We start from the raw sequence: 24,633 nt of genomic DNA on the forward strand, positions 1-24,633 counted from the left end.
ACCGTCCGGCCGCGGGAGCATTTCCCCGGCCGGGCATGTTCACCTTAACAACGCGCTTTCCGCGCTGGTACCCCTCACTGATGGCGCGCCATGGGCTCAGCCACCCCTATTCACCCCTACCGGCCTGCGCACCGGCGGCGGACCGCGCAAGGGTGCGGCCCATCAGTGGCGACAGGGCCCCGACGGCGCCCGCCACCTCGTCGATCTCGGCCCGGGTGAGGGCCTGGTCGCCGTCGCAGAGCGCCGTCCCCGGCTCGGGGTGCACGTCGATCATGACGCCGTCCGCACCGGCCGCGAGGGCGGCCCGGGTCAGTGGCAGGACGAGGTCCCTGCGGCCGCCCGAGTGCGAGGGGTCCACGATCACCGGGAGGTGGGAGAGGCGCTGGACCACCGGCACCGCGCTGATGTCCAGCGTGTTGCGGGTGGCGGTCTCGAAGGTGCGGATGCCCCGTTCGCAGAGCACGATGTCCAGGTTGCCGCGCTGGGCGATGTACTCGGCGGCCATCAGCCACTCCTCGATGGTGGCGCCGAAGCCGCGCTTGAGGAGCACCGGCCTGCCCGCCGCTCCCACCTCCTGGAGCAGGGCGAAGTTGTGCATGTTGCGGGTGCCGATCTGCAGCATGTCGGCGTAGGGGGCGACGAGTTCGACGCTGGCCGGGTCGATGACCTCGGTCACCACCGGCAGCCCCGTCTCCTGTCGCACGTCGGCGAGGATGCGCAGGCCGCGCTCGCCGAGCCCTTGGTACGCGTACGGCGACGTGCGCGGTTTGAAAGCCCCGCCCCTCAGCAGCGCGGCGCCCGCCGCCTGGGCCATCCGGGCGGCGGCGAGGGTCTGGGTGTGCGTCTCCACCGCGCAGGGCCCCGCGATCACGGTGAGCGTGTCGGGACCGATGGGGACGCCCGCCACGCTCACCACGGAGCGGTCGAGGTGGTGCTCCCTGCTGACCAGCTTGTACGGCACCGAGATGCGCACCACGTCCAGGACCCCGCACAGATGGGCGAGGTTGAGGGCACCGAAGGCGTCCACGTCCCCCACGAGCCCGACGATCGTGCGGGTCACCCCTCGGCTGACGAACGCGTCCCCGCCCGCCGTGCGGACCAGGTCGACGACCGCGTCCACGTCTTCCTGCGTGGCTTCCGGAGCCATCACGACAACCAAGGGATCCTCCCGCACATGAGGTCCCGGCAAGGCGGGACCGGTCTCGGACACGCGCTGCCCCCGGCCGGAACGGAAATCCGTCCGCCGCTTTCCAAGAGCCCCGGACTTTCCGGAGGGAAACTTTCCGGAATCCGTTCGTGACTTGTCGGGGAATTGCGTCGGGCGACCACGGTAGGAGGTGCCCGGGCTTTTCCTCAATGAAGTCCGGCGTCCTTGTCCAACTGCGCAATGTCCCTTGCCGCTTCGCTGGGCTCTCCGGCCCACCGCGGGAAGGCGACTTCCACGGCGAGACCGCCTTCCGGGCGTGCGCGTGCGCTGATCACCGCCTCGTGGGCGAGGGCGATGGCGTGCACGATCGAAAGGCCGAGACCGGGGTGGCCGTCACCGGCCGTGCGGCCCGTCCGCTGGAAGGGTTCGAAGAGCCGGTCGACCCGCTCCGGCGCCACCCGGTCGCCCGTGTTGGTCACCGCGACGACGGCATGTCCGTGCCGGAAGCCGGTGGTGACCTCCACCCGCCCGCCGGGGGCGTTGTGGCCCACCGCGTTGTCCACGAGGTCGGACACCAGGCGCTGCACGAGCGCAGGGTCGCCCAGGGCGGGCGCGGGCCCGATAGCGGTGTCCACCCGCAGCCCGCGCCGCTCGATCTCCGGGCGCGAGACGTGCAGCGCCCACTCGGCGGCGCGTGCGAGGTCCAGCTCCTCGCGGTGGAGCAGGCCGCGGTGGCTGCCCGCGAGCGCCAGCAGTGACTCCAGGAGGCGTGCCTGCTGTTCGCTGATCACCAGCAGCCGCTCGGAGTTGGCCCGGAACGTTTCCGCGGTGGCGTCGCGGTCGATGAGCGTCTCCTCAAGGAGCGCGTGCCCCAGGGTGAGCGGGGTGCGCAGCTCGTGCGCGGCGTTGGCGACGAAGCGCCGGTGGGAGTCGAGGGCGGCCTCCAGGCGGCCGAGCAGCCGGTCCACGGTGTCGGCGAACTCCTTGAGCTCGTCGGCCGGTCCCTGGACGGCCAGCCGCTCGTGGAGGGTGTACGCGGAGATGCGCCGGATGGTGCCGGTCAGCGCGCGCAGCGGGCGCAGCGCACGGCGGGCGACCAGTCGGCCGAGGACGGCCGAGACCACCAGCATGGCGGCGAGTGCGACGCCCGACTGTACGAGCACCTGCCGCAGCTGGTCCGCGTGCTGACGGAGCGCCTGTTCCTGCAGCTGTCCGATGACGTCGCCGGTCCGGGCCGTGGTCTGCGCGCCGGGCAGTCCTGCGCCGGAGCGGCCGACGCCCGCGCCCGTTCCCGCCCCGTCGACGAGGACACGGTCCGCGGGGAACCGGGCGACGAGCAGATACGTGAGGGCGAGCAGGACCGCCCCTGAGGCGACGAACAGCGCGCCGTACAGCAGCGTGAGGCGGACGCCCGCGCGCCGCGAGGGCAGGTGCATGGGCCCCTCAAATCCGGTAGCCGCCCCGAGGAATGGTCTCGATGACGGGCGGGGTGCCGAGCTTCGGCCGCAGGCGGTTGATCGTCGCCTTGACCGTGGTGGTGAACGGGTCCGTCGCCTCGTCCCACACCCGCTCCAGGAGCTCCTCGGCCGATACGACACGGCCCTGGGCCGCGAGCAGGTACTCGAGGACCGAGAACTCCTTGGGCGTGAGCACCAGCCGCTCCCCGGCGCGCGAGACGACCCGCTGCGCCGGGTCGAGTCTCAGGTCGCCGCGTACGAGCACCGGGGGCAGCGCGGCCTGCGAGCGGCGGGCGAGTGCCCGGATGCGGGCCACCAGTTCGGCGTGGGCGAAGGGTTTGGGGAGGTAGTCGTCCGCGCTGAGGCGGAAGCCCGCCACGCGGTGGGCGATGGTGGCGGACGCGGTCAGCATCAACACCCGGGCGTGTACCGGCTTTTCGACCAGTCTTCGGCAGACCTCGTCGCCGGGCACGGCGGGCAGGTCCCGGTCGAGGACGAGCACGTCGTAGTCGACCACCGAGGTGCGTTCGAGGGCGTCGGCGCCGTCGAGGACGACGTCGACCGCCATGCCCTCGCGGCGGAGCACCCGCGCCACCGACTGGGCGAGTTCGGCGTGCTCCTCGGCCACCAGGACCCTCATCGCGGCGCCCTCATGGCGGGCCGCTCGTCATTTCGCAGGAGCTGATCATGAAGTCCACGGTGCCCGAACGGCCGTCACGCACCGGTCACAGCCCGGCGGGAGTTCCTGTGTGCCGGTCACAGATCTTCGGACCGCGGTGTGACCGCCCGCCGCGTAGAAACGGAACCGCGCCACCGCAACGGCGGCCTGGGCCTCACCGAGGGGGAGACGGACACATGACAGATGTCCGGTCGCTAGCCCACGTGGAGCCGGTCACAGGCGTCGTGCGTCCCTGGTTCCTCGCCGCCCCCCGGTCCCGTGACCGGACCGATCTTGGCCGCGAGGTCCGCGCGCCGCTGGACGGCCAACTTCCGGTAGGCGCGCGTCAGATGCTGTTCCACGGTACTGATCGTGATGCAGAGCTTGTCGGCGATCTGGCGATTGGTGTGGCCACGGACGGCGAGCGTGGCCACACGCAGTTCGGCGTTGCTGAGTTCGTCGGGATGTCGGCGGTTCCCGGTCGGCCACGGCTGTTCGGCGGGGTGCGGGCTGCTCGTGTCGGCCGCGGACGGCGGCACGGGCATCCCGCACTCCCCCGCGAGCCGCTGCGCCTTGCGGGCCATGGCCCTGGCCCGGCCGAGCTTGCCGAGCTCGCGCTGCGTGCGGGCCGACTCGTCGAGGGCGCGGACCAGCTCGATGCGGTGTCCGCGGTCCCGCAGGATCTCGATGGCCTCGCCGAGCAGCGGCGGCCGGTGTGCGGCCTTCAGCGTCCCGGCGAGCACCCGCAGCGAGACGGCGCGTGCGCAGCCGTTGCCCCGCCCCGCCAGGGCCAGTTGCTCCTCGGCAAGGGCCCGGGCGCGCTCGCCGTCGCCCAGCGACAGATGGGCCTCGGCCGCGTCGGTGCGCCAGGGGACCAGCGCGGGCAGGTCGAATCGCCAGCGCCGCATGAGGTCTCCGCAGGTGAGGAAGTCGTCGAGCGCGGCGTAGGGACGCCCGGCGGCGAGGTAGTAGTGGCCTCGGGCCCGCAGGTAGAGCAGTCCGTCGGCCGTCTGGAAGGCGGAGTCCGGTACGGGGACGGCGAGTTGGGACGCCGCCTCGTCGAGCCGCCCCATGAGGGTGGCCGTGGACAGGGCGATGGCCACGGGCCCGGCGACGGCCACCCCCCACCCGTCCGCGGGCACGAGCGTGAGCGCCGAGCGTGCCAGCTTCCGCGCCGCGACGAGCGCGCCCGCCCTGAGCTCGATACGGGCCTTGGTCGCGGCCAGCAGCGCCTGCCACAGGGGCGCACGCCGTTCGCCCGCCTCGTTGAGCAGCGTCTCGCACCAGAAGGCCGACGCCTCCAGCCGGTCGGCGAGGAGCAGGGAGTTGAGCGCGACCAGGAGCGCCGTCACGGTGCCGTCGTCGAGACGGGTGCCCTGGAGGATCTGCTCGGCTCTGACGACCACGTCCTCGCCCGGCCCGTCGAGGAGGGCCCGCACCAGGGTCGCCGCCCGCTGGTGCGGGCTGCGGGCCATGGCCTCCGCGTGTTGTGGGGTCGTGTCGTGCGCCGTCGTGTGCTCCGGGGTCCCGCCGAGGGAGGCGAGGGCGGAGGCGGAGAGGCCCGGATAGGCGTATCCCAGCCACAGGCGCGGGCAGTCGTACCGGCAAGGCGTGCCGGTGCCGGACCGGCCGGGTGCCGCCGCGTCCTGCCGCTCGACCGCGCGGAGCACCTCCAGGGCCCGCTCCGGCCGCCCGAACCAGAGCAGGTGGCCGACGAGTTCGTCGGTGTGCCGGGTGCCGAGCCTGCCGTCCAGGGCGGCGGCCGTGAGCTCGGGCAGGTGCTGGGCGACTCCGGCCGGGTTGACGCGCCAGAGCGCCCGGGTGAGCGCGGCCCGTATCTCCAGGGACTGGCGTGCGTCGGTGCTGGTGTCGCGGGCGATGCGCAGACAGGTGTGGGCGAGCTCGACCTCGTCGTCGGCGAGGGCGCGCTCGGCCGCCTCGATCAGGGTGCGCCGTGCCCAGGGGGCGTCGACCGTCTCCGCCGCGATCAGATGCCGTACGACCACGGTCACGGCCGCGCCGTGCTCGTGCAGGACCCTGGCACAGCGGGCCTCGACGCGGGCGCGGTCGGCGGGCTCCAGGCTTCTGAGCACCGCGGCGCGCCCGGCCTCGTGGCGGAACCAGCCCGCGTCGAGGAGGCCCGCCTCGTTCAGCGCGCGCAGGCTGCGCAGCAGCGACTCCCGGCTGGCCCCGAGCACCTCCATGAGCTCGGCGAGCGACATGTCGGGGCCCGCGACCGCCAGGGCCCAGGCGGTGCGGCGGGTGGCGAGGTCGCTGCGGTACAGGCAGGTGGCGACGGCCCGCACGAAGGCCTCGCCCGGCACCGGACCTGCGGAGGAGACGGCCGCGGCGCCCGTGGCACGGTGGTCCTCGATCAGCGCCCGGGTCAGCAGGGGGCTCCCGCCGCCCATGTGGAGCAGTTCGGAGACGAGCTTGCGCGTCCGCCACCCCGGCTCACCGAATACGGAGATCATTTCTGCGACTCCGGACCGCTGGAGCGGGTCGAGCCTGATATTCCGGCAGCCGGGCAGCCGCAGTAAATCAACGCGCAATCGCGTATTGCCCGTCACGAAGTCGCTGTTCTCCCCCAGCACGACCAAAATGCGGCTCACGGCCAGGCGGCGCGACAGGTAGAGGAGGCATTCCAGGGAGTCTCCGTCGGCATGGTGCACATCGTCGATACTGAGCACCACTGGCCTTTCCCTGGATTTCTCGAGCAGCAGACCGCAGAGCTCGGGAATCTCGTTCATCGCCACGGCGGGCCGTTCTCCGGCCGCCCGCCGCGCGCGGGCCGTTCGCACGCTACGGTCCACGAGTTGCGCCGCGCGCCGTGCGTCCGCGCCCAGCAGACCGGCGCCGAGAAGCAGTTGCCCCATGACTCCGAGAGGCAGGTCATTCTCTGCGGCCGACGCCGTGGCCTGCAGATACAGTGCGCCCGCGACGGTGACGCACGAGCCGAAGGCACGCAGCAGCGCGGTCTTGCCACTGGCGACCGCGCCACTCACCAGAACGACGCCGCCATGCCCGCTCGCACACGAGTCGAGCATGTGTTCCATGATCGAAAGCTCTTCACCACGTTCCACCACGTTCATGAGCCGACTTCTCCCCCGCGGCTGACGGCTGATCCTCGGGCGGCCGTAAGACCCGCTGGATCAATTCATTGGACTTGACCGGCCACCCGACGGACGACTCTGCCATATTTGAAAATCAACTACCAGCGCCATTTGACTCAATGCCATGCCAATACCGTCGCGAATGCGCCACTTCCCAGCCAATCGGACGCGCCTGCTCCATATCATTCGGAAACTCTCGCGCATTTGCCTGATGACTGAACTCGGCGATATTTGAGAACCCGGTTGCGGGCCGGGCAAATGACATGAGGGGCGACAGGGGCGACAGCGACGAGAGGGCCGGGGAACGATTGGCGCGTTCCGCATGGCCCTCTCACCCACCGTCTGTCCGGTATGGCTCTACGAGGGCAGCACCGGCGAGGGGCAGCCGGGCGGGACCGGGGACGCGGGGTCCGGGGGCGTCGCCGTCCGCGGAGGGCAGTCGGTCGAGGATTCGCCGGGGTCCGCGTCCGGACTGGTGGGACTGCCCTGGATGTCGCCCTGCCCCGGACTCTGCTCCTGCTCCTGGTCGCCGGGGGTCGTCCCGTCCGGGCTGGTCTCGTCAGGGCTCGTCTCGTCGGGCTCGGTCTCGGTCTCGTCCGGGCTCGTGCCGTCCGGATCCGTGGGCGTCGGGCTGGACGGGGACGGCGACGTCGGGCTCGGCGACGTCGGAGAAGGGCTGGTGGGTGTGGGGGTGGGGGTCGGGGTGGGAGTCGGCGGCTTGGTCGCGCGGTCGTGGTGCGCCTTGCCGTCGCCGACCTTCCGCTCGATCCAGGTGTTGTTGACGATGTTCACGATGGTGATGTTGACGATCGGCTGCGGCGCCGGGGTCACCACGACGACCCGCGTCGGCTGATAGCCGTTCCACGGGCGGCCGTTGTGCCGGGGCGAGCCTTTGAAGGCGACCGGCGGCTTGAGCGGATTGCCGCACGCGCAGCGCACCCGCGGCAGGCCACGCTCGTCGACCAGGACGGCCGTACCCGTCTGCAGGACCGACTGGAAGCTCGTCGGCGATCCGCCGCGGAAGCCGTGGTTGGTGACGCGCGTGTCGGCCCGCAGCACGACGGGGGTCAGCCCTCGCAGGAAGCTCGGGACGGCGGCCGGGTCGATGTCCGACGCCTGCGCGAAGGCGCGGGCCTTCGCCGCGTCGGCGGTCAGGAAGCGCACCTGCTGGTCGACGTCACAGCTGCCGACGGAGTGCGTGCCCCCGTACAGCCCCGGTGTCCCGCCCGGGATGGAGCGGGTGCCCTGCGGCGTCGCCGACCCGGTGGGCGACGGCTGCGGCGAACGGGTGACGGGCGGCGGGGAGGAGTCGGTCTTCGCCGTGGAGTCGGTGAACGGATCGGGGCCCTGTGCGGCGACCGGTTGCATGAACAGCTCGCTGCCGCCGTCGGCCGTCTTCTTGTCGCCGTCCCCCGAACAGCCCGCCACCGCCAGGGCCGCGGATATCGCGAAGACGATCACGTGGTTCCTGGTGGGTGCGCGCACCTGTTCTCCCGCCGTTGCCGTGCCGTGTGGCCCCTGTCGCGAGGGGTGTTCCGCCATTGTCTGTAGGCCTTCCAGCAGACCCGCAACCCGGCCTGCATACGGAAAGGCCTGGTCGGCAGCACAATGGGCACGTGGAGTGGTTCACGGCGGATGCGTACTGGCTGAGTCGGCTGATCTTCCAGCGGGCCCTGGCGGCGCTCTATGTGGTGGCCTTCCTCGGGGCCGCCCTGCAGTTCCGGGCGCTCATCGGCGAGCGCGGCATGCTGCCGGTGCCGCGGTACGTCGCGCGGGTGCCGTTCCGGAACGCCCCCAGCCTGTTCCAGCTCCACTTCTCGGACCGGTTCTTCGCGCTCTGCTCCTGGACGGGGTGCGCGGTCGCGGTGGCGCTGCTCGCCGGGGCGGACGGCATGCTGCCGCTGTGGGGCGCGATGCTGCTGTGGCTGGTGCCCTGGGCGCTGTATCTCTCCATCGTGAACGTGGGGCAGACCTGGTACGGCTTCGGCTGGGAGTCGCTGCTCCTCGAAGTGGGCTTCCTCACGGTCTTCCTGGGCAATGACCGGGTCGCCCCGCCGGTCCTCGTGCTCTTCCTGCTGCGGTGGGTGCTCTTCCGCGTGGAGTTCGGCGCCGGGCTGATCAAGATGCGCGGCGACGCCTGCTGGCGCAAGCTCACCTGCCTGTACTTCCACCACGAGACGCAGCCGATGCCCGGACCACTGAGCTGGTTCTTCCACCACCTGCCGAAGCCGGTGCACCGGATGGAGGCCGCGGCCAACCACGTCACCCAACTCGTGGTGCCCTTCCTGCTGTTCACGCCCCGGCCGGTGGCGACGGGCGCGGCCTGCCTGATGATCGTGACGCAGTTGTGGCTGGTCCTGTCCGGCAACTTCTCCTGGCTGAACTGGCTCACCATCGTGCTCGCGGTGTCCGCCCTCGACCTCTCCTCCTGGCACACGGCACCCGACGTCGCGGGCACGCCCGTCTGGTACGAGGTGGTGGTCACCGCCGTCGCGGCGCCGCTCCTGGCCATGAGCTACCGGCCGGTGCGCAATCTCCTCTCCCGGCACCAGGTCATGAACCGCTCGTTCGATCCGTTGCACCTCGTCAACGCGTACGGGGCGTTCGGCAGCGTCGGCCGGGTGCGTCAGGAGATCGTCGTCGAGGGCACGGCGGACACCGTGCCGCGGGAGGAGTCCGACTGGCTGCCCTACGAGTTCAAGGGCAAGCCCGGTGACGTACACCGCTGGCCGCGCCAGTTCGCGCCCTATCACCTGCGGCTCGACTGGATGATGTGGTTCGCCGGGCTCTCCCCCGCGTACGCGCGCTCCTGGTTCGGCCCGCTGGTGGAGCGTCTCCTGGACGGCGACCGGGACACGCTGCGGCTGTTGCGGAGCTCGCCGTTCCCGCCCGGGGCGCCGCCCGCGTACATCCGCGCCCGGCTGTACCGCTACCGGTACACGACATGGCGCGAGCTGCGCGAGACGGGCGCCTGCTGGGAGCGCACGTACGTCCGTGAGTTCCTGGGACCGACACGGATCGCCCCACCGGCAGACTGAGAGGAACGCCCGCCACAAGGGGGCGGACGTTCTCTCAGAGGCCGTACACGCGCCGAGCCGTGCCGCCGAAGACCTCGCCGCGCTCGGCGGTGTCCAGGGATGTCGTCAGCAGCCGTGCCGCGTCGAGGACTTCGGTGTAGGCCGCCGCGAGGGTGCTGACGGGCCAGTCGGAGCCGTACATCAGCCGCCCGGGTCCGAAGGCCTCCAGGACCGTGTCCGCGTAGGGCCGCAGGTGGTCCACCGTCCACGTGGCGTGGTCGGCCTCGGTGACCATGCCGGAGAGCTTGCACACGGTGTTGGGACGGGCGGCGAGCGCGCGGAGCGCCGATGCCCAGGGTTCGAGGGCGCCGCGCACGATGGGCGGCTTGCCCAAGTGATCGAGTACGAAGGTGAGTTCCGGCATCTCCGCCGCCGCCTTGGCGCAGGCGGGCAGATGGTGCGGCAGGACGACGAGGTCGTAGGCGAGGGCCGCCGCGGCGAGGGCGGACAGGCCCCTGCGGACGTCCGGGCGCAGCAGCCACTCGGGGTCCGGCTCGCCCTGCACCTGGTGCCGGATGCCCACCAGGTGCTGTCCGCCGGGGAGGGCACGGAGCGCGGCCAGTGTCTCGGCCACGTCCGGGCGGGTGAGGTCCGTCCACCCGACGACCCCGGCGACGAGGTCGCTGTCCGCCGCGAGGGCCAGGAGCTCCGGGGTCTCCTCGGGGACGGTCACCGTCTGGACGGCGACCGTGGCGCCGACACCTGCCGCGCGGGCCTCGGGCGCGAGGTCGGCGAGGGAGAAGTTCCTGCGGATCGGGGCGAGCGCGTCGCCCGTGATCCAGTCCTGGTCGCGTACGGAGAGGTCCCACACGTGGTGGTGGGCGTCGACGAGGAGCGGCACGTTCCCGGGAGTGCCGGGCCCGGCGGCGCCGGTCGTGGCGGCACCGGGCTCGGCGGTCCCGGTCATGGCAGCTCCCACACGACGGGCAGACCCGCCTGCGAGCCCTCGGCGGAGTAGTCGTGGACGACGTCGAGGAGCTCGGCCATGCGGGCCTGCCAGGCGATGTTGACCGGCAGCTTCTCCAGCTCGGCGAGCATCCGGCCGTAGTCCTCGCACTCCAGGAGGTGGAAGAGGTCGGTCCCGCTGCGCCAGATGGTCCAGGACGAGGCGCCCGCGGCCCGGATCGCGGCGGTGAGCTCGGCGGGCACCTCGCGGTGCGCGGCGTCGTACGCGTCGATGCGGTCGGCGCGGACCTTGGTGTGCAGCGCGACTCTCACAGCCGGTCCCTTCCCCGTACGTCCCCCGGTATGTCTCCCCGCACGTCCTCCCGCGCCGGTCCGGGGACCGGCACCTCCGGCGGCAGCAGTCCGGCCTCCCTGGCCTCCTGCCAGAAGTCCGCGGGCACTTCGGCGGCGAACTGGGCGGCCGCGTCGGTGACCTGCTCCGGTGCGCGGATGCCGACCAGCACGCTGGCGACGGCCGGATGGCCGAAGGGGAAGGCCAGTGCGGCGGCCCGGAGCGTGGTGCCGTGCCGCTCGGCGAGCGTCCGCAGGGTGCGGGCGCGGGCCAGCAGGCCGGACGGCGCCTCGGTGTAGTCGAACCTGGCCCCCGGCTTGGGGTCCGCGAGCAGTCCGGAGTTGAAGACGCCGCCGATGACGATCGAGGCACCCCGCTCGCTCGCCGCGGGCAGCAGTTCGGTGAGGGCCTGGTGGTCGAGGAGCGTGTAGCGCCCGGCGCAGAGCACGGCGTCCACGTCCGTGTCGCGCACGAAGCGGGTGAGCATCTCCGCCTGGTTCATGCCCGCGCCTATCGCTCCGACGACGCCCTCGGAGCGCAGCTTCTCCAGGGCCGGGTAGCCCTCGCGGAAGGCCTCTTCGGCGTGGTTGTCAGGGTCGTGCAGGAAGACGACGTCGACGCGGTCGACGCCGAGGCGGGTGAGGCTGGACTCGATGGAGCGGCGCACGCCGTCCGCGCTGAAGTCCCAGACCCTGCGGTGCGTGCGCGGCACCGCGAAGCCGCCGTCGGCGAGGTCGTCGCCGGACACCTCGTCGGCCGGTTCCAGGATCCTGCCGACCTTCGTCGAGATGACGTACGAGGCGCGGTCCCGGCCCCGCAACGCCTCGCCCAGCCTGCGCTCGGACAGGCCGAGGCCGTAGTGCGGGGCCGTGTCGAAGTAGCGGATGCCCGCGTTCCAGGCGTGGTCGAGGGCGGTCGCCGCCGCCGCGTCGGTGATCGGCGAGTAGAGGTTGCCGATGCCGGCGGCGCCGAAGGACAGCTCGGTCACCTCGACGCCGCCGGGGCCGAGGGGGCGCCGTGCCAGGGCGCTCACTGGTTCACCGGCCGCAGCCGCAGGCCCTGCATGCCGCCGTCGACGGCGAGCGCGGTGCCGGTGGTGGCACCGGACAGCGGGCTCGCCAAGTAGGCGATGGCGCCCGCCACTTCGTCCGCCGTGACCAGGCGTCCGGTGGGCTGGCGGGCCTCAAGTGCGGTCCGCTCGGCGGCGGGGTCGGGGGCGGCGTCCAGGAGTCGGCCGACCCACGGGGTGTCGACGGTGCCGGGGTTGACGCAGTTGACGCGTACCCCTTCGCGCACGTGGTCGGCGGCCATCGCGAGGGTGAGGGAGAGCACCGCGCCCTTTGACGCCGAGTACAGGGCGCGCTGCGGGAGGCCCGCGGTCGCGGCTATGGAGCAGGTGTTGACGATCGCCGCGTCGGTGGAGAGGCGCAGGTGGGGCAGGGCGGCGCGGGTGGTGCGGACGATCCCGAGGACGTTGACGTCGAGGACGGTGTGCCAGTGGGCGTCGTCGTTGTCCTCGACGGTGCCCTGGGCACCGATGCCCGCGTTGTTGACCAGGACGTCGAGGCCGCCGAGGTCGGCGGCGGCCGCCGCGACGGCGTCCCGTACGGCCGTGTCGTCGGTGACGTCGGCGGCGTACGCGCGCAGGGGCTTGTCCACGCCGCTCGGGTCGAGGTCGAGGACGGCGACCTCGGCGCCGCGGGCGGCGAGGAGCTCGGCGGTGGCCCGGCCGATGCCGGAGGCCCCGCCTGTGACGAGGGCCTTGAGCCCCTGGAAGTCGGTCATGCGGCTGCTCCCTTGTCCCGTGACTTGTCCCGTGAGATGTGGTCCTGTGCGGGGTCGTCCGCGGCGCGGCCGCCCTGTGCGAGGTCCGCGGCCCAGAACGTGCCGTCCGGATAGCTGAACTCGGCGACGGATTCGGCCCGCATCGCCGCCGAGAAGCCCGGCGCGGTCGGGGCCGTGTAGTGGCCCGCGCGCATCACGACCGGGTCAGTGAAGTGTTCGTGGAGGTGGTCGACGTACTCGATGACGCGGTTCTCCGTGGTGCCCGCGAGGGCCACGTAGTCGAACATCGACAGGTGCTGCACGAGCTCGCACAGTCCGACGCCGCCCGCGTGCGGGCAGACGGGAACGCCGAACTTGGCGGCGAGCAGCAGGATCGCGAGGTTCTCGTTGACGCCGCCGACCCGTGCCGCGTCTATCTGCAGGATGTCGATGGCACCGGCCTGGAGGAGCTGTTTGAAGACGATGCGGTTCTGTACGTGTTCGCCGGTGGCGACCTTGATCGGGGAGACGGCCGTGCGGATCGCGGCGTGGCCGAGGACGTCGTCGGGGCTGGTGGGCTCCTCGACCCAGTAGGGGTCGAACTCGGCGAGCGCGCGCGTCCATTGGACGGCCTCGTCGACGTTCCAGCGCTGGTTGGCGTCGACGGCCATGCGGATGTCCGGGCCGATCGCCTCGCGGGCGGTGCGGCAGCGGCGGATGTCGTCGGCGAGGTCCGCGCCGACCTTCAGTTTGATCTGGGTGAAGCCGTCGGCGACGGCCTGCCGGGCGAGGCGGGTGAGCCGCTCGTCGCTGTAGCCGAGCCAGCCGGGCGAGGTGGTGTAGCCGGGGAAGCCGTACTCCAGGAGCCTGGCGGTGCGGTCCGCCGCGCCCGCGCGGCCGGCCCGGAGCAGGCCGAGGGCCTCCTCCGGGCCGAGGGTGTCGGCGATGTAGCGGAAGTCGACCTGCGAGACGAGCCACTCGGGTGTGGCGTCAGCGAGCAGCTGCCACAGGGGCTTGCGGGCGCGCTTGGCCGCGAGGTCCCAGACCGCGTTGACGACCGCGCCGATGGCCATGTGCATCACGCCCTTCTCCGGGCCGAGCCAGCGCAGCTGGCTGTCGCCGACGAGGGCGCGGTTGACGGTGCCGGGGTCGGCGCAGAGCTCGTCGACCGGGCGGCCGATGACGTGGTGGCGCAGCGACCGGATCGCGGCGACCTGGACGTCGTTGCCGCGGCCGATGGTGAAGGTGAACCCGTGCCCCTCCAGGCCGTCGTCGGCGTCGGTGCGCAGCACCACGTAGGCGGCGGAGTAGTCGGGGTCCGGGTTCATCGCGTCGGACCCGTCCAGCTCCCGCGAGGTGGGGAACCGTATGTCGTGGGTGTCTACCGCGGTGATGCGGGCGGGGGTCGGGGACACAGGAGGCCTTTCCGGAAAGGGGCGGGGAAAGCGGCGGACCGATGCGGGTCAGTCCTGTGCGCGGCCCGTGGTGACGCGGGCGATCATCAGGGCGACCAGGATGATTCCGCCGTAGATGGCCTGGATCCAGAAGGACGGCACCTGGGCGAGGGTGAGCAGGTTCTGTACGACGCCGAGGAGCAGGACGCCGGTGAGGGCACCGAACATGGTGCCCTTGCCGCCGTCGAGGCTGATGCCTCCGATGACCGCGGCGGCGAACACCGTGAAGATCATGTTCTGGCCCTGGTTGGCGTTGATGGCGCCGACGTACCCGGTCTGCATCAGTCCGCCGACCGCCGCGAGGGCCCCGGCGACGACGAACACGCCGAGCATGACCCGGTCGACGCGAATGCCCGCGGCGCGTGCGGCGTCCGGGTTGCCGCCGATCGCGTACAGGGCACGGCCCACGCGGTGGTACTTGAGGACGAAGCCGGTGAGGCCGAAGGCCGCCGCGGCGAGCCACACCGACATGGGGATGCTCAGGAAGGTGGTGGTGGCGAGGGTGTAGAAGGCGTCGGGCATGCCGAAGAGGGTCTTGCCCTCGGTGGCGCCGACGAGGAGGCCGCGCAACACGATCAGCATGGCGAGCGTCACGATGAACGCGTTGAGCTTGAGTTTCACGACGAGGACGCCGTTGAAGGCGCCGATGGCCGCGCCGACCAGCACGATGGCGAGGATGCCGACGGCGGCGGGCAGATCCGTGCCGAAACCGGCCTGGGCCGCGGGCAGGACCAGGAGTGCGCCGACGGCGGGCGCGATGCCGACGACCGACTCCAGGGAGAGGTCGAACTTGCCGGTGATGAGGACGAGCGACTCGGCGAGGACGACCATGGCGAGCGCGGCGGACGCGCCGAGGATGGAGATGAGGTTCCGCTCGGTCAGGAACGTGTCGTTGACCAGGGCGCCGAGCAGCATGAGCAGCAACAGGGCTGGGACGAGGGCGAGTTCGCGGGCGCGCCGCAGCAGCACGGTCTTCGCTGCCGCCTTGTCGCGGCCCGGGTGTACGGGGGTCGTGGTCGAGGCCGACGGGGCCTTCAAGTCAGCCATGGTCCATTCCTTCGATGGAGGCGATCAGCTCGTGATCGTGGAAGCCCGCCGCGTGCTCGGCGACGATCCGGCCGTGGAAGAGCACGAGCACGCGGTCGCAGCGGCGCAGGTCGTCCAGTTCGTCGGAGACGACGAGGACGGCGGTGCCGTCCTCGCGGGCGTTGTCCATGCGGGCGAGCAGGGATTCCTTGGACTTCACGTCGACGCCCGCGGTCGGGTTGATGAGGACGAGCAGGCGCGGGTCCGAGGCGAGGGCGCGGGCCATGACGACCTTCTGGGCGTTGCCGCCGGAGAGGTCGGAGACGGGCTGGTCGGGGCCCTCGGCGTGGATGTCGAGCCGCTCGATGAGGTCGTCGGCGAAGCGGCGCCTGGTGTCGGTGCCGATGAAGCCGTGGCGGCCGAGCCGGTCCAGGACGCTCATGGTGGCGTTGTCACCGATGGTCATGCCGAAGACCAGACCCTGGCCGTGCCGGTCGCGGGGCACGCAGCCGACCCCGGCGCGCAGGGCCGCGGTGACATCACCGAAGGGCAGGGGGCGGCCGTCAAGGAGGGCGGTTCCCGCGGTCGGGGTGTGCAGTCCGGCGAAGCTCTCCGCGAGGTTGATCTTGCCGCTGCCGCTGGATCCGGCGAGTCCGACGACCTCTCCCTTGCGCACGGTGAGGTCGATGCCGGTGTACGACTCGCTGGTGAGGCCCTGGACGTCGAGGAGTACGGGGGCGTCGGACGGTACCCCGGCGCGGGCCACGGCCTCCTCGGCGCTGGCCTGTTCGGCGATGACCTCGCCCGCCATGGCCTCCACCAGGGCGCCCTTGGGCAGTTCGGCGACGGGGGCGCTGGTGATCCAGCGGGCGTCGCGCAGCACGGTGACGGTCTGGCACACCTCGTACACCTCTTGGAGGTGGTGCGAGATGAACAGGAACGTGACGCCGGAGTCCTGGAGGGCGCGCATCCGCGTGAAGAGCCGCTCGATCTCGCGGTTGTCGAGCTGCGCGGTCGGCTCGTCCAGGACGATGAAGCGCGCCCCGAAGCTCAACGCCCGTGCGATCTCCACCATTTGGCGGTCCTCGACCTTGAGATCGGCGGTGCGCGCGTCGGGGTCGACGCGCACGGCCCAGGTGTCGAGGACCTCCGCGGCCTCGGACCGGAGCCTGCGCCAGCTGATGAAGCCGCCGCGGCCCGACGGCTGGCGGTTGATGAAGAGGTTCTCCGCGACGGTCAACTCGGGTACGACGGTGGGCTTCTGGTAGACGCAGGCCACCTTGCGGCGCCACGCGTCGCGATCGCTGAGCGGCGGCGCGGGCTCGCCGTCGAAGCGGACGGTGCCCGCGTCGGGGGCCTGGAGTCCGGTGAGGATCTGGACGAGGGTGGACTTGCCCGCGCCGTTGCGGCCGACGAGGGCGTGGGATTCACCGGGCAGGACGGTCAGGCGTCCGTCCCGCAGTGCGACGGTGGGTCCGTACCGCTTGACGATGCCGGACGCCTCGACGAGCGGGGTCGTGTCGGTCCGGTCGGTGGGGGGCTCGGTCGTCGTCATTTGGCCGTGTTGCCCCACAGCTTGGAGTCGTCGACGTTCCCCTTGGTGACCAGCGGGGCGGGCAGCTGGTCCTCGAGGATGCCGCTGGGCAGCTTGACGATGGTCGAGTCGTGGTCGGTCGGGCCGGGCTTGAACTTCTTCCCGTTCATCGCGGCCTTGATGTAGTACATGCCGTACTTGGCGTAGGCGTCGGCGGGCTGCGAGACGGTGGCGTCGATCTGGCCCTTGCGGATCGCGTCGAACTCCTGCGGGATGCCGTCGTTCGAGATGACGGTGATGTGGCCCTTCTCCCCCGCCTTCTTCAGCATTCCCTTGGACTTGAGGGTCTGCAGGGTGGGCGCGAGGTACACGCCACCGGCCTGCATATAGATCCCCTTGATGTCGGGGTTGGAGTTCAGCAGGGTATCCAGCTTGGCGGCGGCCGTGTCGGACTCCCACTTGGCGGGGATCTCCAGGACCTTCAGCTTCGGGTACTTCTTCTTCACGCAGTCGCGGAAGGCCTTGGACCGCTCGCGCCCGTTGACGGAGGCCAGATCGCCCATGATCTGCACGACCTTGCCGGTCCTGACCTGATCGCCGAGGTAGTCGCAGGCCTTCTCGCCGTACGCGACGTTGTTGGCCCTGACCACCATCGCGACCTTGCCCTTCTCGGGGGCGACGTCGACGGCGACCACGGGGACGCCCTTGCGCTCGGCCTGGTCGAGGCCCGCGGAGATCGCGGCGCTGTCGAGCGGCGCGACGACGAGGCCCTTCACGCCCTGGTTGAGCTGGTTGTTGATGTCGGTGATCTGCTGCGAAGGGTCACTGTTGGAGTTGACGGTCTTCATCGCGTCGACGTCCTCGGACTTCGCCATCTTCGGCACGTAGTCGTTGTACGACTGCCAGAACGGCGAGGTAAGCAGGGGCAGGACCACGCCGACCTTGCCCTCTCCGCCGCCTCCGGCGCCGGGCGACGCGGTGTCCTTCGTACTGCCGCACGCGGCGAGCACGAGGGACGCGCAGGCGGCCGCGGCCGCGGCACGCACCGCCCGCGAAGTCCCCGTCCTGCCGGGCCTGTTGCGCACTGTCCTGCCGACCATCTGACGGCTCCTCATCGAAGGGGGAACGAGGGGGGAAACCTGATGACGCGAATATTTATCAGACCACTTGCCGCCCACAACACCCCTCGTCGTCAACTTTTCGCGCTTTCAGGCCGTAGTGGTCGGACCACATCTCTGGCTAGACTGCGGCGCACTCGGCCAGTGGAGGAGCGTTACGTGGACCAGCCAGACCAGTCCGCCCCGCAGAAGGGCACCGTGACGCAGCGGGCCATCGAGCAGATCAAGGCGATGATCGGCGGGGGCAGCCTCGAACCGGGCCAACGCCTGCCCACCGAGCGGGACCTGGCGGCCCAGCTGGGCATCTCGCGCAGTTCCATGCGGGAGGCGATCCGCGCGCTGACGGTCCTCGGGGTCCTCGAAGCCCGCCACGGGTCCGGCATCTACGTCACCCAGCTGGAGGCGGGCGACCTCCTGGAGACCTTCGGAGTGGTGGCGGACCTGTCCCGCGGGCCGCGCCTGGTCGAGCTCCTTGAAGTGCGCAGGGTCCTTGAGTCCACGGCGACGGCTTTGGCGGCCGCGCGCATCACCGACACCCAACTGGCCGACGTGGAAAAGCACTTGGAGGCGATGAACGCCACCGACGATCCGGAGGAGATCCTCTCCCACGACCTGGCGTTCCACCGCGCGATCGCCTTCGCGGCGGGCAACGACACGATGGCCGCGATACTGGAGGGCCTCTCGTCCCGCACGTTCCGCGCCCGGGTGTGGCGCGGCTACCAGGAGGAGGGCGCCTTCGAACGCACCCGCCGCGAACACGCCCGCATCCACCGCGCCCTCGTGGCACGGGACCCGGAGGCGGCGCGCGCCGCGGCGGCGGCGCACGTGGGCGAGGTGGAGGAGTGGCTGCGGGGGCAGGTGGCCGAGGGGACGGAAAACCAGCGGCGCGATCAGGACGGCCCTGACACCATCCCGGGGTGATCACTGACCCGCACAGCACCCAGCACCACGCTCAGCACACCGAGCGCACCCACGCCCCCACCAGCGGCCCCGCCGACGCGGCCGTCCGCAACAACGCCGCCTGGTGCGACGCCGTCTGCCGCTCCCACGGCGTGCCCGGCGCCTTCGAAGGCGGCGTCTGGGCCAGTCCTCGGCGTACTCCCCCGCTGTATCCCGACGCCGTGACGCTCTCCCCCGACGCGACGCCCGACGCCGTGGTGTCCCGTATCGACCTCACCTCGCCCGGCGCCTCCGTCAAGGACAGCTTCGGGGCGCTCGACCTTTCCGCGGTCGGGTTCGAGGTGCTGTTCGAGGCGCAGTGGATCCACCGTCCCGCGCGTCCCGCGTCGGATGCCGGACAGGGGCCGGGCGGCTGGGGGCCCGTCGAGGGCGGTGACCGGCTCTCCGTATGGGAGGCCGCGTGGAGCGGGGAGGGGACGAGCGGCGGACTGTTCCGGGACGCCCTGCTCGACGACGGCGCGGTCTTTTTGGCGGACACGGCCGACGGGGCGATCACCGCGGGCGCCGTCGCCTACCCCGGCGCCTCCGTCGTCGGCGTCTCCAACCTGTTCGCCGCCGACGACGACCTGGACGGCGCGTGGCGCTCCTGCCTGGACGCCACCGACCGGCTCTGGCCTGGGGTGCCGGTCGTCGGGTACGAGCACGGCGACGACCTGGCGGCCGCCCTCCGCCAGGGGTTCGAGCCCGTCGGCCCGCTGCGCGTGTGGCTGCGGGCCGACGGGTGAGGGGAGGGGCGGTGTGAGGTGCGGGGCGGTGCGGGGCCTCAGCTCCGCGTGAACCTCAGCGTCACCAGCTCGAACGGCCGCAGCGTCACCGACACCGCGTCCCCTGCGAGCTCCGGCGCCGTCACCCCGTCGAGCGGGCGCTCCAGCAGGTCGGTCACCGCGACCGAACCCGCGGCGAACCCTGTGGTGAGCGTGGCCTTCGCCCGTCCGCCCCGCGACTCGTGGAAGCGGACGACGACATCGCCGCTGCCGTCGTCGGCGAGCTTGACGGCCGTGACGACGACGGCGTCCTCGTCGACCGTCACCAGCGGCGCCACATCGGAACCCCCGGTGATCCTGCGCTCGGGCAGGTTGATGCGGTAGCCCTCGCGCACCGCGTCGCCGATCCCCGCGCCCGGCACCAGGGCGTGCCGGAAGCGGTGGACGCCCTGGTCCGTCTCGGGGTCGGGGAAGCGCGGGGCGCGCAGCAGGGAGACGCGGACCGTCGTGGTCGTGCCGGAGTCCTCGGCGCGGACCGTGCGGGTCACGTCGTGGCCGTACGTCGAGTCGTTGACCAGCGCGACGCCCCAGCCCGGCTCCTCCATGTGCACGAAACGGTGGTTGCACGCCTCGAACTTGGCGGCCTCCCAGCTCGTGTTGGTGTGCGTGGCGCGGTAGAAGTGACCGAACTGGGTCTCCGAGGCGTACCGCTCCGCGTGGATGTCCAGCGGGAAGGCGAGCTTCAGGAACTTCTCCGTCTCGTGCCAGTCGACCTCGGTGTCGATGTCGAGGCGCTGGGCACCGGGCGCGAGCGTGAGCACCTGGGTGAGGCGCGAGTCACCGAAGGTGCGCACGACGCGGACCGACGCGCCGTCGACCGCCTCCACCCGGTCCGCCTCGACCAGGTCGGTGACGGTGTTGCGGTAGAACTCGTCGACGTCCCACGCGTCCCACATGTTCGGGAAGTCGGCGTGCACCTGGGGCAGGTTGGCCACCCCTCCGGGCGCGACGGTCTCCCGGTCGGCCACCAGGTCGTACGCGGAGACGACCAGGCCGCGCCCGTCGATCTCCACCCGCAGCAGACCGTTGTCGAGGACGTAGCCGCCGTCCGCGCGCGTGGCGATCGCCGAGGCGCCGTCGACCGCCGCGGCACGGGCACCGCCCGCGGGCACGCCGTCACGGGTGTGCGGCGTGGAGTTGAAGACCAGCGCGCCGGACCCCTCGCCCGCGAGGGCGCGCTGCGCCTTGTCGATGATGCCGTTCAGTTCCTGGGCGACGGCCGCATAGGTCGCGCGGGCCTCACGGTGCACCCAGGCGATGGACGAGCCGGGCAGGATGTCGTGGAACTGGTGGAGCAGCACCGTCTTCCAGACGCGGTCCAACTGCTCGTAGGGGTAGGCGAATTCGGGCGCGCGGACGGCGGCCGTGGCCGCCCACAGCTCCGCCTCGCGCAGCAGGTGCTCGCTGCGGCGGTTGCCCTGCTTGGTGCCCGCCTGGCTGGTGAGCGTGGCGCGGTGCAGCTCCAGGTAGAGCTCGCCGACCCAGACGGGGGCGTTGGGGTACTCGGCCTCGGCCTTCTCGAAGAAGGCGGCCGGGGTCTCCCACTGAACGGTCGCCGAACCCTCAAGGTCCCGCAGTCGCGCCGCCTTGGCGATCATCTCGCGGGTGGTGCCACCGCCTCCGTCGCCCCAGCCGGTGGGCGCGAGGGAGTGCCGGGCGACGCCCTTGTCCTTGAAGTTCTTCGCCGCGTGGGCGATCTCGCTGCCCTTCATCGAGCAGTTGTACGTGTCGACGGGCGGGAAGTGCGTGAAGATGCGGGTGCCGTCGATCCCTTCCCAGTTGAAGGTGTGGTGCGGGAAGCGGTTGGTCTGCGACCACGAGATCTTCTGTGTGAGCAGCCACTTGGACCCGGCCGCCTTGATGATCTGCGGGAGCCCGGCGGCGAAGCCGAAGGTGTCGGGCAGCCAGGCCTCGTCGTTCTCGACGCCGAACTCGTCGAGGAAGAACCGCTTGCCGTGCACGAACTGCCGGGCCATCGCCTCGGAGCCCGGCATGTTGGTGTCCGACTCGACCCACATGCCTCCGGTGGGCACGAACCGCCCGTTGGCGACGGCCTTCTTGACCTTCGCCCACACCTCGGGCCGGTGCTCCTTGATCCACGCCCACTGCTGCGCCTGGGACATGGCGAACACGAAGTCCGGCTCGTCCTCCAGGAGCGCGGTCATGTTGGAGGTGGTCCGCGCCACCTTGCGCACCGTCTCGCGCAGCGGCCACAGCCACGCCGAGTCGATGTGGGCGTGCCCGACGGCGCTGATGCGGTGCGCCGAGGGCTCGGCGGGGGTGGTGAGCACCCCTTCGAGCTGCGCCCGTGCCGCGGCGGCCGAGCCGTTCACGTCCTGGAGGTCGACGGCGTCGAGGGCACGGCCGACCGCGCGCACGACGTCGTAGCGCCGCCCTGAGTCCTGGGGCAGTTCCTGCATCAGTTCGCCGAGGACTTCGAGGTCGATGACGAGGTGCCACACCGTCTCGTCGAAGACGGCGAGGTCCATGCGCTCCAGCGTGTACTGGGGCTCGCTGCCCGCGGTCTCCTTGTCGCCGAGCTGCGTGGGCAGGAAGGGGTGGTAGTCGAGGATGACGGGGTTGGACGCGGCCTCGACGTGCAGCCGCACCTCCTCGCCGCCCTCGGCGGGCGCCGCGACGCGCACCCATTGGTTGCGCGGGTTGAGGCCCTTCACCGGGGTGCCGTCGGGGCGGTAGACGAGGCCCTCACACTGGAAGCCCGGCATGTTCTCGTCGAAGCCGAGGTCGAGGATGGCCTCGACGGTCTTTCCCGCCCACTCCTTCGGCACGGTCCCGGTCACCCGGAACCAGCTGGTCCCCCAGGGCGCCCCCCACTTCTCACCGGCCGCGGTCGGCGTCGGCTCCGCGGCGAGCCCTTCGGCCACCGGGACCGGCTCGCCCGGCGCGTTCCACACGGCCACGTCGAGCGGTACGGAAGCGGGGTACACGGCGGGCCTGATGCGCTCGTCGAGAACGCGCTTGAGGCGGGCTTCGACCAGGGTGCGGTCGTCATGCATGAGGGGTCTCCGATGTTCGGGAAGCCGGGGGAGATTTCAGCCCCTCCGGCGTTTGAGGAGCGGGGTCCGGGGCGGAGCCCCGTGCGAGACGGGCGGCGCCTACCCGACGTCCGCGGGCAGCAGCACGTCGCTGATGCCTCGCGCAGCGAGGTGCCCGGAGTCCGCCGCCCGTGAGGCGAGCACCACCGCGGGCCGCACTCCGTCAGCGACGAGGCGGGCGAACGCCTCGAAGACCGCGCCTCCGGGGGCGCACTCCGAGCGCCGGGACACCGCGTCGTCCACGACGAGCGCGGTCGTCCGGGGCGCGGGCGCGTACGTGCGGCCGCGCCACGACTCCGCGATCCGGGCGATCGCGGCCCCCGCGGGCTTGACCTTGCCGTCATTGGTCAGCAGACCGAGGCTGTACTCCAGCTCGGGGAAGTCGGCGAGGTCGCGCGAGACGTCGTGCGAGCACCACCACGTCACGCCCCACACGTCCTGGCAGTCGAGCGCCGACTCCACGGTGTCCTCGGTGAAGGCCGCGGCGTGCTCGGCGGGGATCAGCGGCGCGGGCGCGCCGACCTCCTGGAGCCAGACGGGGCGGTGCGGGTCGAGGGCCCAGGCCTTGGACAGCTCGATCATGTACGCCGCGTGGTGCCGCGTCGCCGCGCCGGTGCGGCCGTGGCGCTGGGCCGTGCCGTTGAACACCCAGGAGTGCACGGCGGTCACCGCGCCGAGCCTGGCGGCCTGCGCCGGGGTGAAGGGCTGGTCGTCCTGGTACCAGGCGGCGTCGTACTCGGCGTGCAGGTGCAGCTTGCCGGGCGCACCCTCCTCGCAGGCGGCGAGGACCGTGCGCAGCCAGCTCTCCGCCTGCTCCTGGGTGATGCGGTCGGGATCGGGGTGCGGGCCCGCCGAGAACTGGTTGATCTCGTTGCCGATGGTCATGCCGATGAAGTTCGGCCGGTCGGCGAGGGCGGCGGCGAGGGTGCGCAGGTAGTCGGCCTGCCCGGACACCACGTCGGGGTCGGTGAAGATGTTCCGCCGATGCCAGGTCTGCGTCCACGCGGGCAGGAAGTCGAAGCTGGAGAGGTGCCCCTGGAGACCGTCGACGTTGACGTCGAGTCCGCGTTCGGCGGCGGCGTCGGCGAGCTGGACCAGCTGGTCGACGGCGCGCGGGCGGATCAGGGTGCGGTTCGGCTGGAAGTACGGCCAGATCGGGAAGACCCGGATGTGGTCTAGGCCGAGCGAGGCGATGGCGTCGAGGTCGGCGCGTACGGCGTCGAGGTCGAAGTCGAGCCAGTGGTGGAACCACCCCTGGCCGGGCGTGTAGTTGGCGCCGAAGCGCGGCCGGGCCGAGGGCGGCCGGGAGGGGGTTGCGGAAGGCGATGCGGAAGGCAATGCGGATCCTGGTTCTGGAGAGTTCGGGGTGGTGCCGCTCAGCCCTTGACCGCGCCCTCGCCCACACCGCGGAAGAAGTACCGCTGCAGGCAGGCGAAGAGGATGATCAGCGGGAGCACGGCGATGACGGTGCCTGCGGCGACGAGGCGCTCGTCGTTGGCGAAGGTGCCGTGCAGGTAGTTCAGGCCGATGGTGAGCGTGAAGCGGTCCGGGTCGCTCAGCACGATGAGCGGCCACAGGAAGTCGTCCCAGGCCCCCATGAAGGCGAAGATCGCGACGACCGCCAGGGTGCCCTTGACGGCGGGCAGCGCGATGCGCAGGAACCGCTGCCAGACGTTGGCGCCGTCCACGAACGCGGCTTCCTCGATCTCGTAGGGCACGTTCAGGAAGGCGTTGCGCATCAGCAGGACGTTGAGCGCGGAGACGCAGCCGGGCAGCAGCACACCGATGAGGGTGTTGTTCAGACCGAGCTCACGCATGGTGGTGAACTGGGCGATGATGATGCCCTCGACGGGCACCAGCATGGCCAGGACGAAGACGATCGTGGCCGCCTTGCGGCCGCGGTAGCGCAGGCGCGCCAGGGCGTACCCGGCGAGCGCGGCGCCCACGCAGTTGGTCACCACGTTGGCGGCGGCCACCTTGAGCGAGTTGAGCGCGTAGTCCCAGACGGGGATGGTGTCGGAGACGCGCTCGAAGTTGTGCAGGGTCGGGTCGTCGGGCAGGAACTTCGGCGGCGAGCTGAAGATGTTCTCGTGCGGGCCCTTGAGCGCGGTGGACAACTGCCAGAGGAACGGGCCGATCATGAGCGCGAGGACCGCGATCAGGAGCACATAGCGCAGGACGATCTCCCATACGGGCATCCTGCGGCCGTTCTCGTCGGTGATCCGCCTGCGACGCGGCTTGCGGGCCTTGTCGGTGCGTGTCTCGTGG

General features: G+C 71.6%; 19 protein-coding genes. 3 read left to right on the top strand and 16 right to left on the bottom strand.

The window, feature by feature from the left end; all coding sequences use genetic code 11:
* Positions 1 to 106 precede the first annotated feature (106 nt).
* From aroF to AC068B_RS32120, 5 genes are all read right to left on the bottom strand, one after another.
* On the bottom strand, positions 107 to 1,147 hold the full coding sequence (aroF, locus tag AC068B_RS32100) for a 3-deoxy-7-phosphoheptulonate synthase (RefSeq protein WP_478675045.1): 1,041 nt from the start codon (positions 1,145 to 1,147) through the stop codon (positions 107 to 109).
* Between the two features lie 206 nt (positions 1,148 to 1,353).
* Entirely contained in the window at positions 1,354 to 2,583 is a 1,230-nt protein-coding gene (locus tag AC068B_RS32105) for a sensor histidine kinase (protein WP_478675046.1), read from the bottom strand.
* Between the two features lie 7 nt (positions 2,584 to 2,590).
* Positions 2,591 to 3,244 (bottom strand): response regulator transcription factor, encoded by a 654-nt coding sequence (locus tag AC068B_RS32110; protein ID WP_478675047.1) that lies wholly within the window; start codon positions 3,242 to 3,244, stop codon positions 2,591 to 2,593.
* A 233-nt stretch (positions 3,245 to 3,477) separates the two neighbouring features.
* Complete coding sequence (locus AC068B_RS32115) at positions 3,478 to 6,354, bottom strand: helix-turn-helix transcriptional regulator (RefSeq protein WP_478675048.1); 2,877 nt, start codon at positions 6,352 to 6,354, stop codon at positions 3,478 to 3,480.
* A 378-nt stretch (positions 6,355 to 6,732) separates the two neighbouring features.
* Positions 6,733 to 7,860, bottom strand: a complete 1,128-nt coding sequence (locus AC068B_RS32120) for a DUF6777 domain-containing protein (protein ID WP_478675049.1) — start codon at positions 7,858 to 7,860, stop codon at positions 6,733 to 6,735.
* A 131-nt stretch (positions 7,861 to 7,991) separates the two neighbouring features.
* Here AC068B_RS32120 and AC068B_RS32125 point away from each other — a divergent pair, with 131 nt between their 5' ends.
* Positions 7,992 to 9,413, top strand: a complete 1,422-nt coding sequence (locus AC068B_RS32125; RefSeq protein ID WP_478675050.1) for a lipase maturation factor family protein — start codon at positions 7,992 to 7,994, stop codon at positions 9,411 to 9,413.
* 34 nt (positions 9,414 to 9,447) lie between these two features.
* Here the strand turns inward: AC068B_RS32125 and AC068B_RS32130 are convergent, their stop codons facing one another.
* Genes AC068B_RS32130 through AC068B_RS32165 form a run of 8 tightly spaced genes read right to left on the bottom strand, consistent with a single transcriptional unit; the run spans position 9,448 to position 17,567 of the window.
* On the bottom strand, positions 9,448 to 10,359 hold the full coding sequence (locus AC068B_RS32130) for an amidohydrolase family protein (RefSeq protein WP_478675051.1): 912 nt from the start codon (positions 10,357 to 10,359) through the stop codon (positions 9,448 to 9,450).
* Positions 10,356 to 10,670 (bottom strand): L-rhamnose mutarotase, encoded by a 315-nt coding sequence (locus AC068B_RS32135; protein ID WP_356267292.1) that lies wholly within the window; start codon positions 10,668 to 10,670, stop codon positions 10,356 to 10,358. The genes AC068B_RS32130 and AC068B_RS32135 overlap by 4 nt, the downstream gene beginning before the upstream one ends.
* Positions 10,667 to 11,713, bottom strand: a complete 1,047-nt coding sequence (locus tag AC068B_RS32140) for an aldo/keto reductase (RefSeq protein WP_478675113.1) — start codon at positions 11,711 to 11,713, stop codon at positions 10,667 to 10,669. Before AC068B_RS32140 ends, AC068B_RS32135 begins: the two co-directional genes overlap by 4 nt.
* Before the next feature lie 5 nt (positions 11,714 to 11,718).
* Entirely contained in the window at positions 11,719 to 12,474 is a 756-nt protein-coding gene (locus AC068B_RS32145) for an SDR family NAD(P)-dependent oxidoreductase (protein WP_478675052.1), read from the bottom strand.
* The gene (locus tag AC068B_RS32150) at positions 12,471 to 13,868 is read right to left on the bottom strand and encodes an L-fuconate dehydratase (RefSeq protein ID WP_478675053.1); all 1,398 of its coding nucleotides are present in this window, start codon (positions 13,866 to 13,868) and stop codon (positions 12,471 to 12,473) included. The genes AC068B_RS32145 and AC068B_RS32150 overlap by 4 nt, the downstream gene beginning before the upstream one ends.
* A 48-nt stretch (positions 13,869 to 13,916) precedes the next feature.
* The gene (locus tag AC068B_RS32155; protein WP_478675054.1) at positions 13,917 to 14,954 is read right to left on the bottom strand and encodes an ABC transporter permease; all 1,038 of its coding nucleotides are present in this window, start codon (positions 14,952 to 14,954) and stop codon (positions 13,917 to 13,919) included.
* On the bottom strand, positions 14,947 to 16,488 hold the full coding sequence (locus tag AC068B_RS32160) for a sugar ABC transporter ATP-binding protein (protein WP_478675055.1): 1,542 nt from the start codon (positions 16,486 to 16,488) through the stop codon (positions 14,947 to 14,949). The genes AC068B_RS32155 and AC068B_RS32160 overlap by 8 nt, the downstream gene beginning before the upstream one ends.
* The gene (locus AC068B_RS32165; protein WP_478675056.1) at positions 16,485 to 17,567 is read right to left on the bottom strand and encodes a sugar ABC transporter substrate-binding protein; all 1,083 of its coding nucleotides are present in this window, start codon (positions 17,565 to 17,567) and stop codon (positions 16,485 to 16,487) included. The genes AC068B_RS32160 and AC068B_RS32165 overlap by 4 nt, the downstream gene beginning before the upstream one ends.
* Positions 17,568 to 17,744: 177 nt before the next feature.
* Between AC068B_RS32165 and AC068B_RS32170 the strand changes: the two genes are divergently transcribed.
* Positions 17,745 to 18,506: a FadR/GntR family transcriptional regulator gene (locus AC068B_RS32170; RefSeq protein ID WP_356267280.1), complete on the top strand. Its 762-nt coding sequence runs from the start codon at positions 17,745 to 17,747 to the stop codon at positions 18,504 to 18,506.
* Positions 18,503 to 19,270, top strand: coding sequence for a hypothetical protein (locus tag AC068B_RS32175; protein WP_478675057.1), 768 nt, complete (start codon positions 18,503 to 18,505; stop codon positions 19,268 to 19,270). Before AC068B_RS32170 ends, AC068B_RS32175 begins: the two co-directional genes overlap by 4 nt.
* 38 nt (positions 19,271 to 19,308) lie before the next feature.
* On the opposite strand, the gene AC068B_RS32180 is transcribed toward AC068B_RS32175, so the two are convergent.
* The 3 genes from AC068B_RS32180 to AC068B_RS32190 all read right to left on the bottom strand — a co-directional run bounded on the left by AC068B_RS32180 (position 19,309) and on the right by AC068B_RS32190 (position 24,563).
* On the bottom strand, positions 19,309 to 22,326 hold the full coding sequence (locus AC068B_RS32180; RefSeq protein ID WP_478675058.1) for an alpha-mannosidase: 3,018 nt from the start codon (positions 22,324 to 22,326) through the stop codon (positions 19,309 to 19,311).
* A gap of 99 nt (positions 22,327 to 22,425) precedes the next feature.
* Positions 22,426 to 23,703 carry a glycoside hydrolase 5 family protein gene (locus AC068B_RS32185; RefSeq protein ID WP_478675059.1) on the bottom strand — a complete coding sequence of 426 codons (1,278 nt, stop codon included), beginning with the start codon at positions 23,701 to 23,703 and terminating at the stop codon, positions 22,426 to 22,428.
* Positions 23,704 to 23,741: 38 nt separating this feature from the next.
* Complete coding sequence (locus AC068B_RS32190; RefSeq protein ID WP_468565382.1) at positions 23,742 to 24,563, bottom strand: carbohydrate ABC transporter permease; 822 nt, start codon at positions 24,561 to 24,563, stop codon at positions 23,742 to 23,744.
* Positions 24,564 to 24,633: the final 70 nt, after the last annotated feature.

This window comes from Streptomyces sp. NPDC042371 (assembly GCF_056437465.1).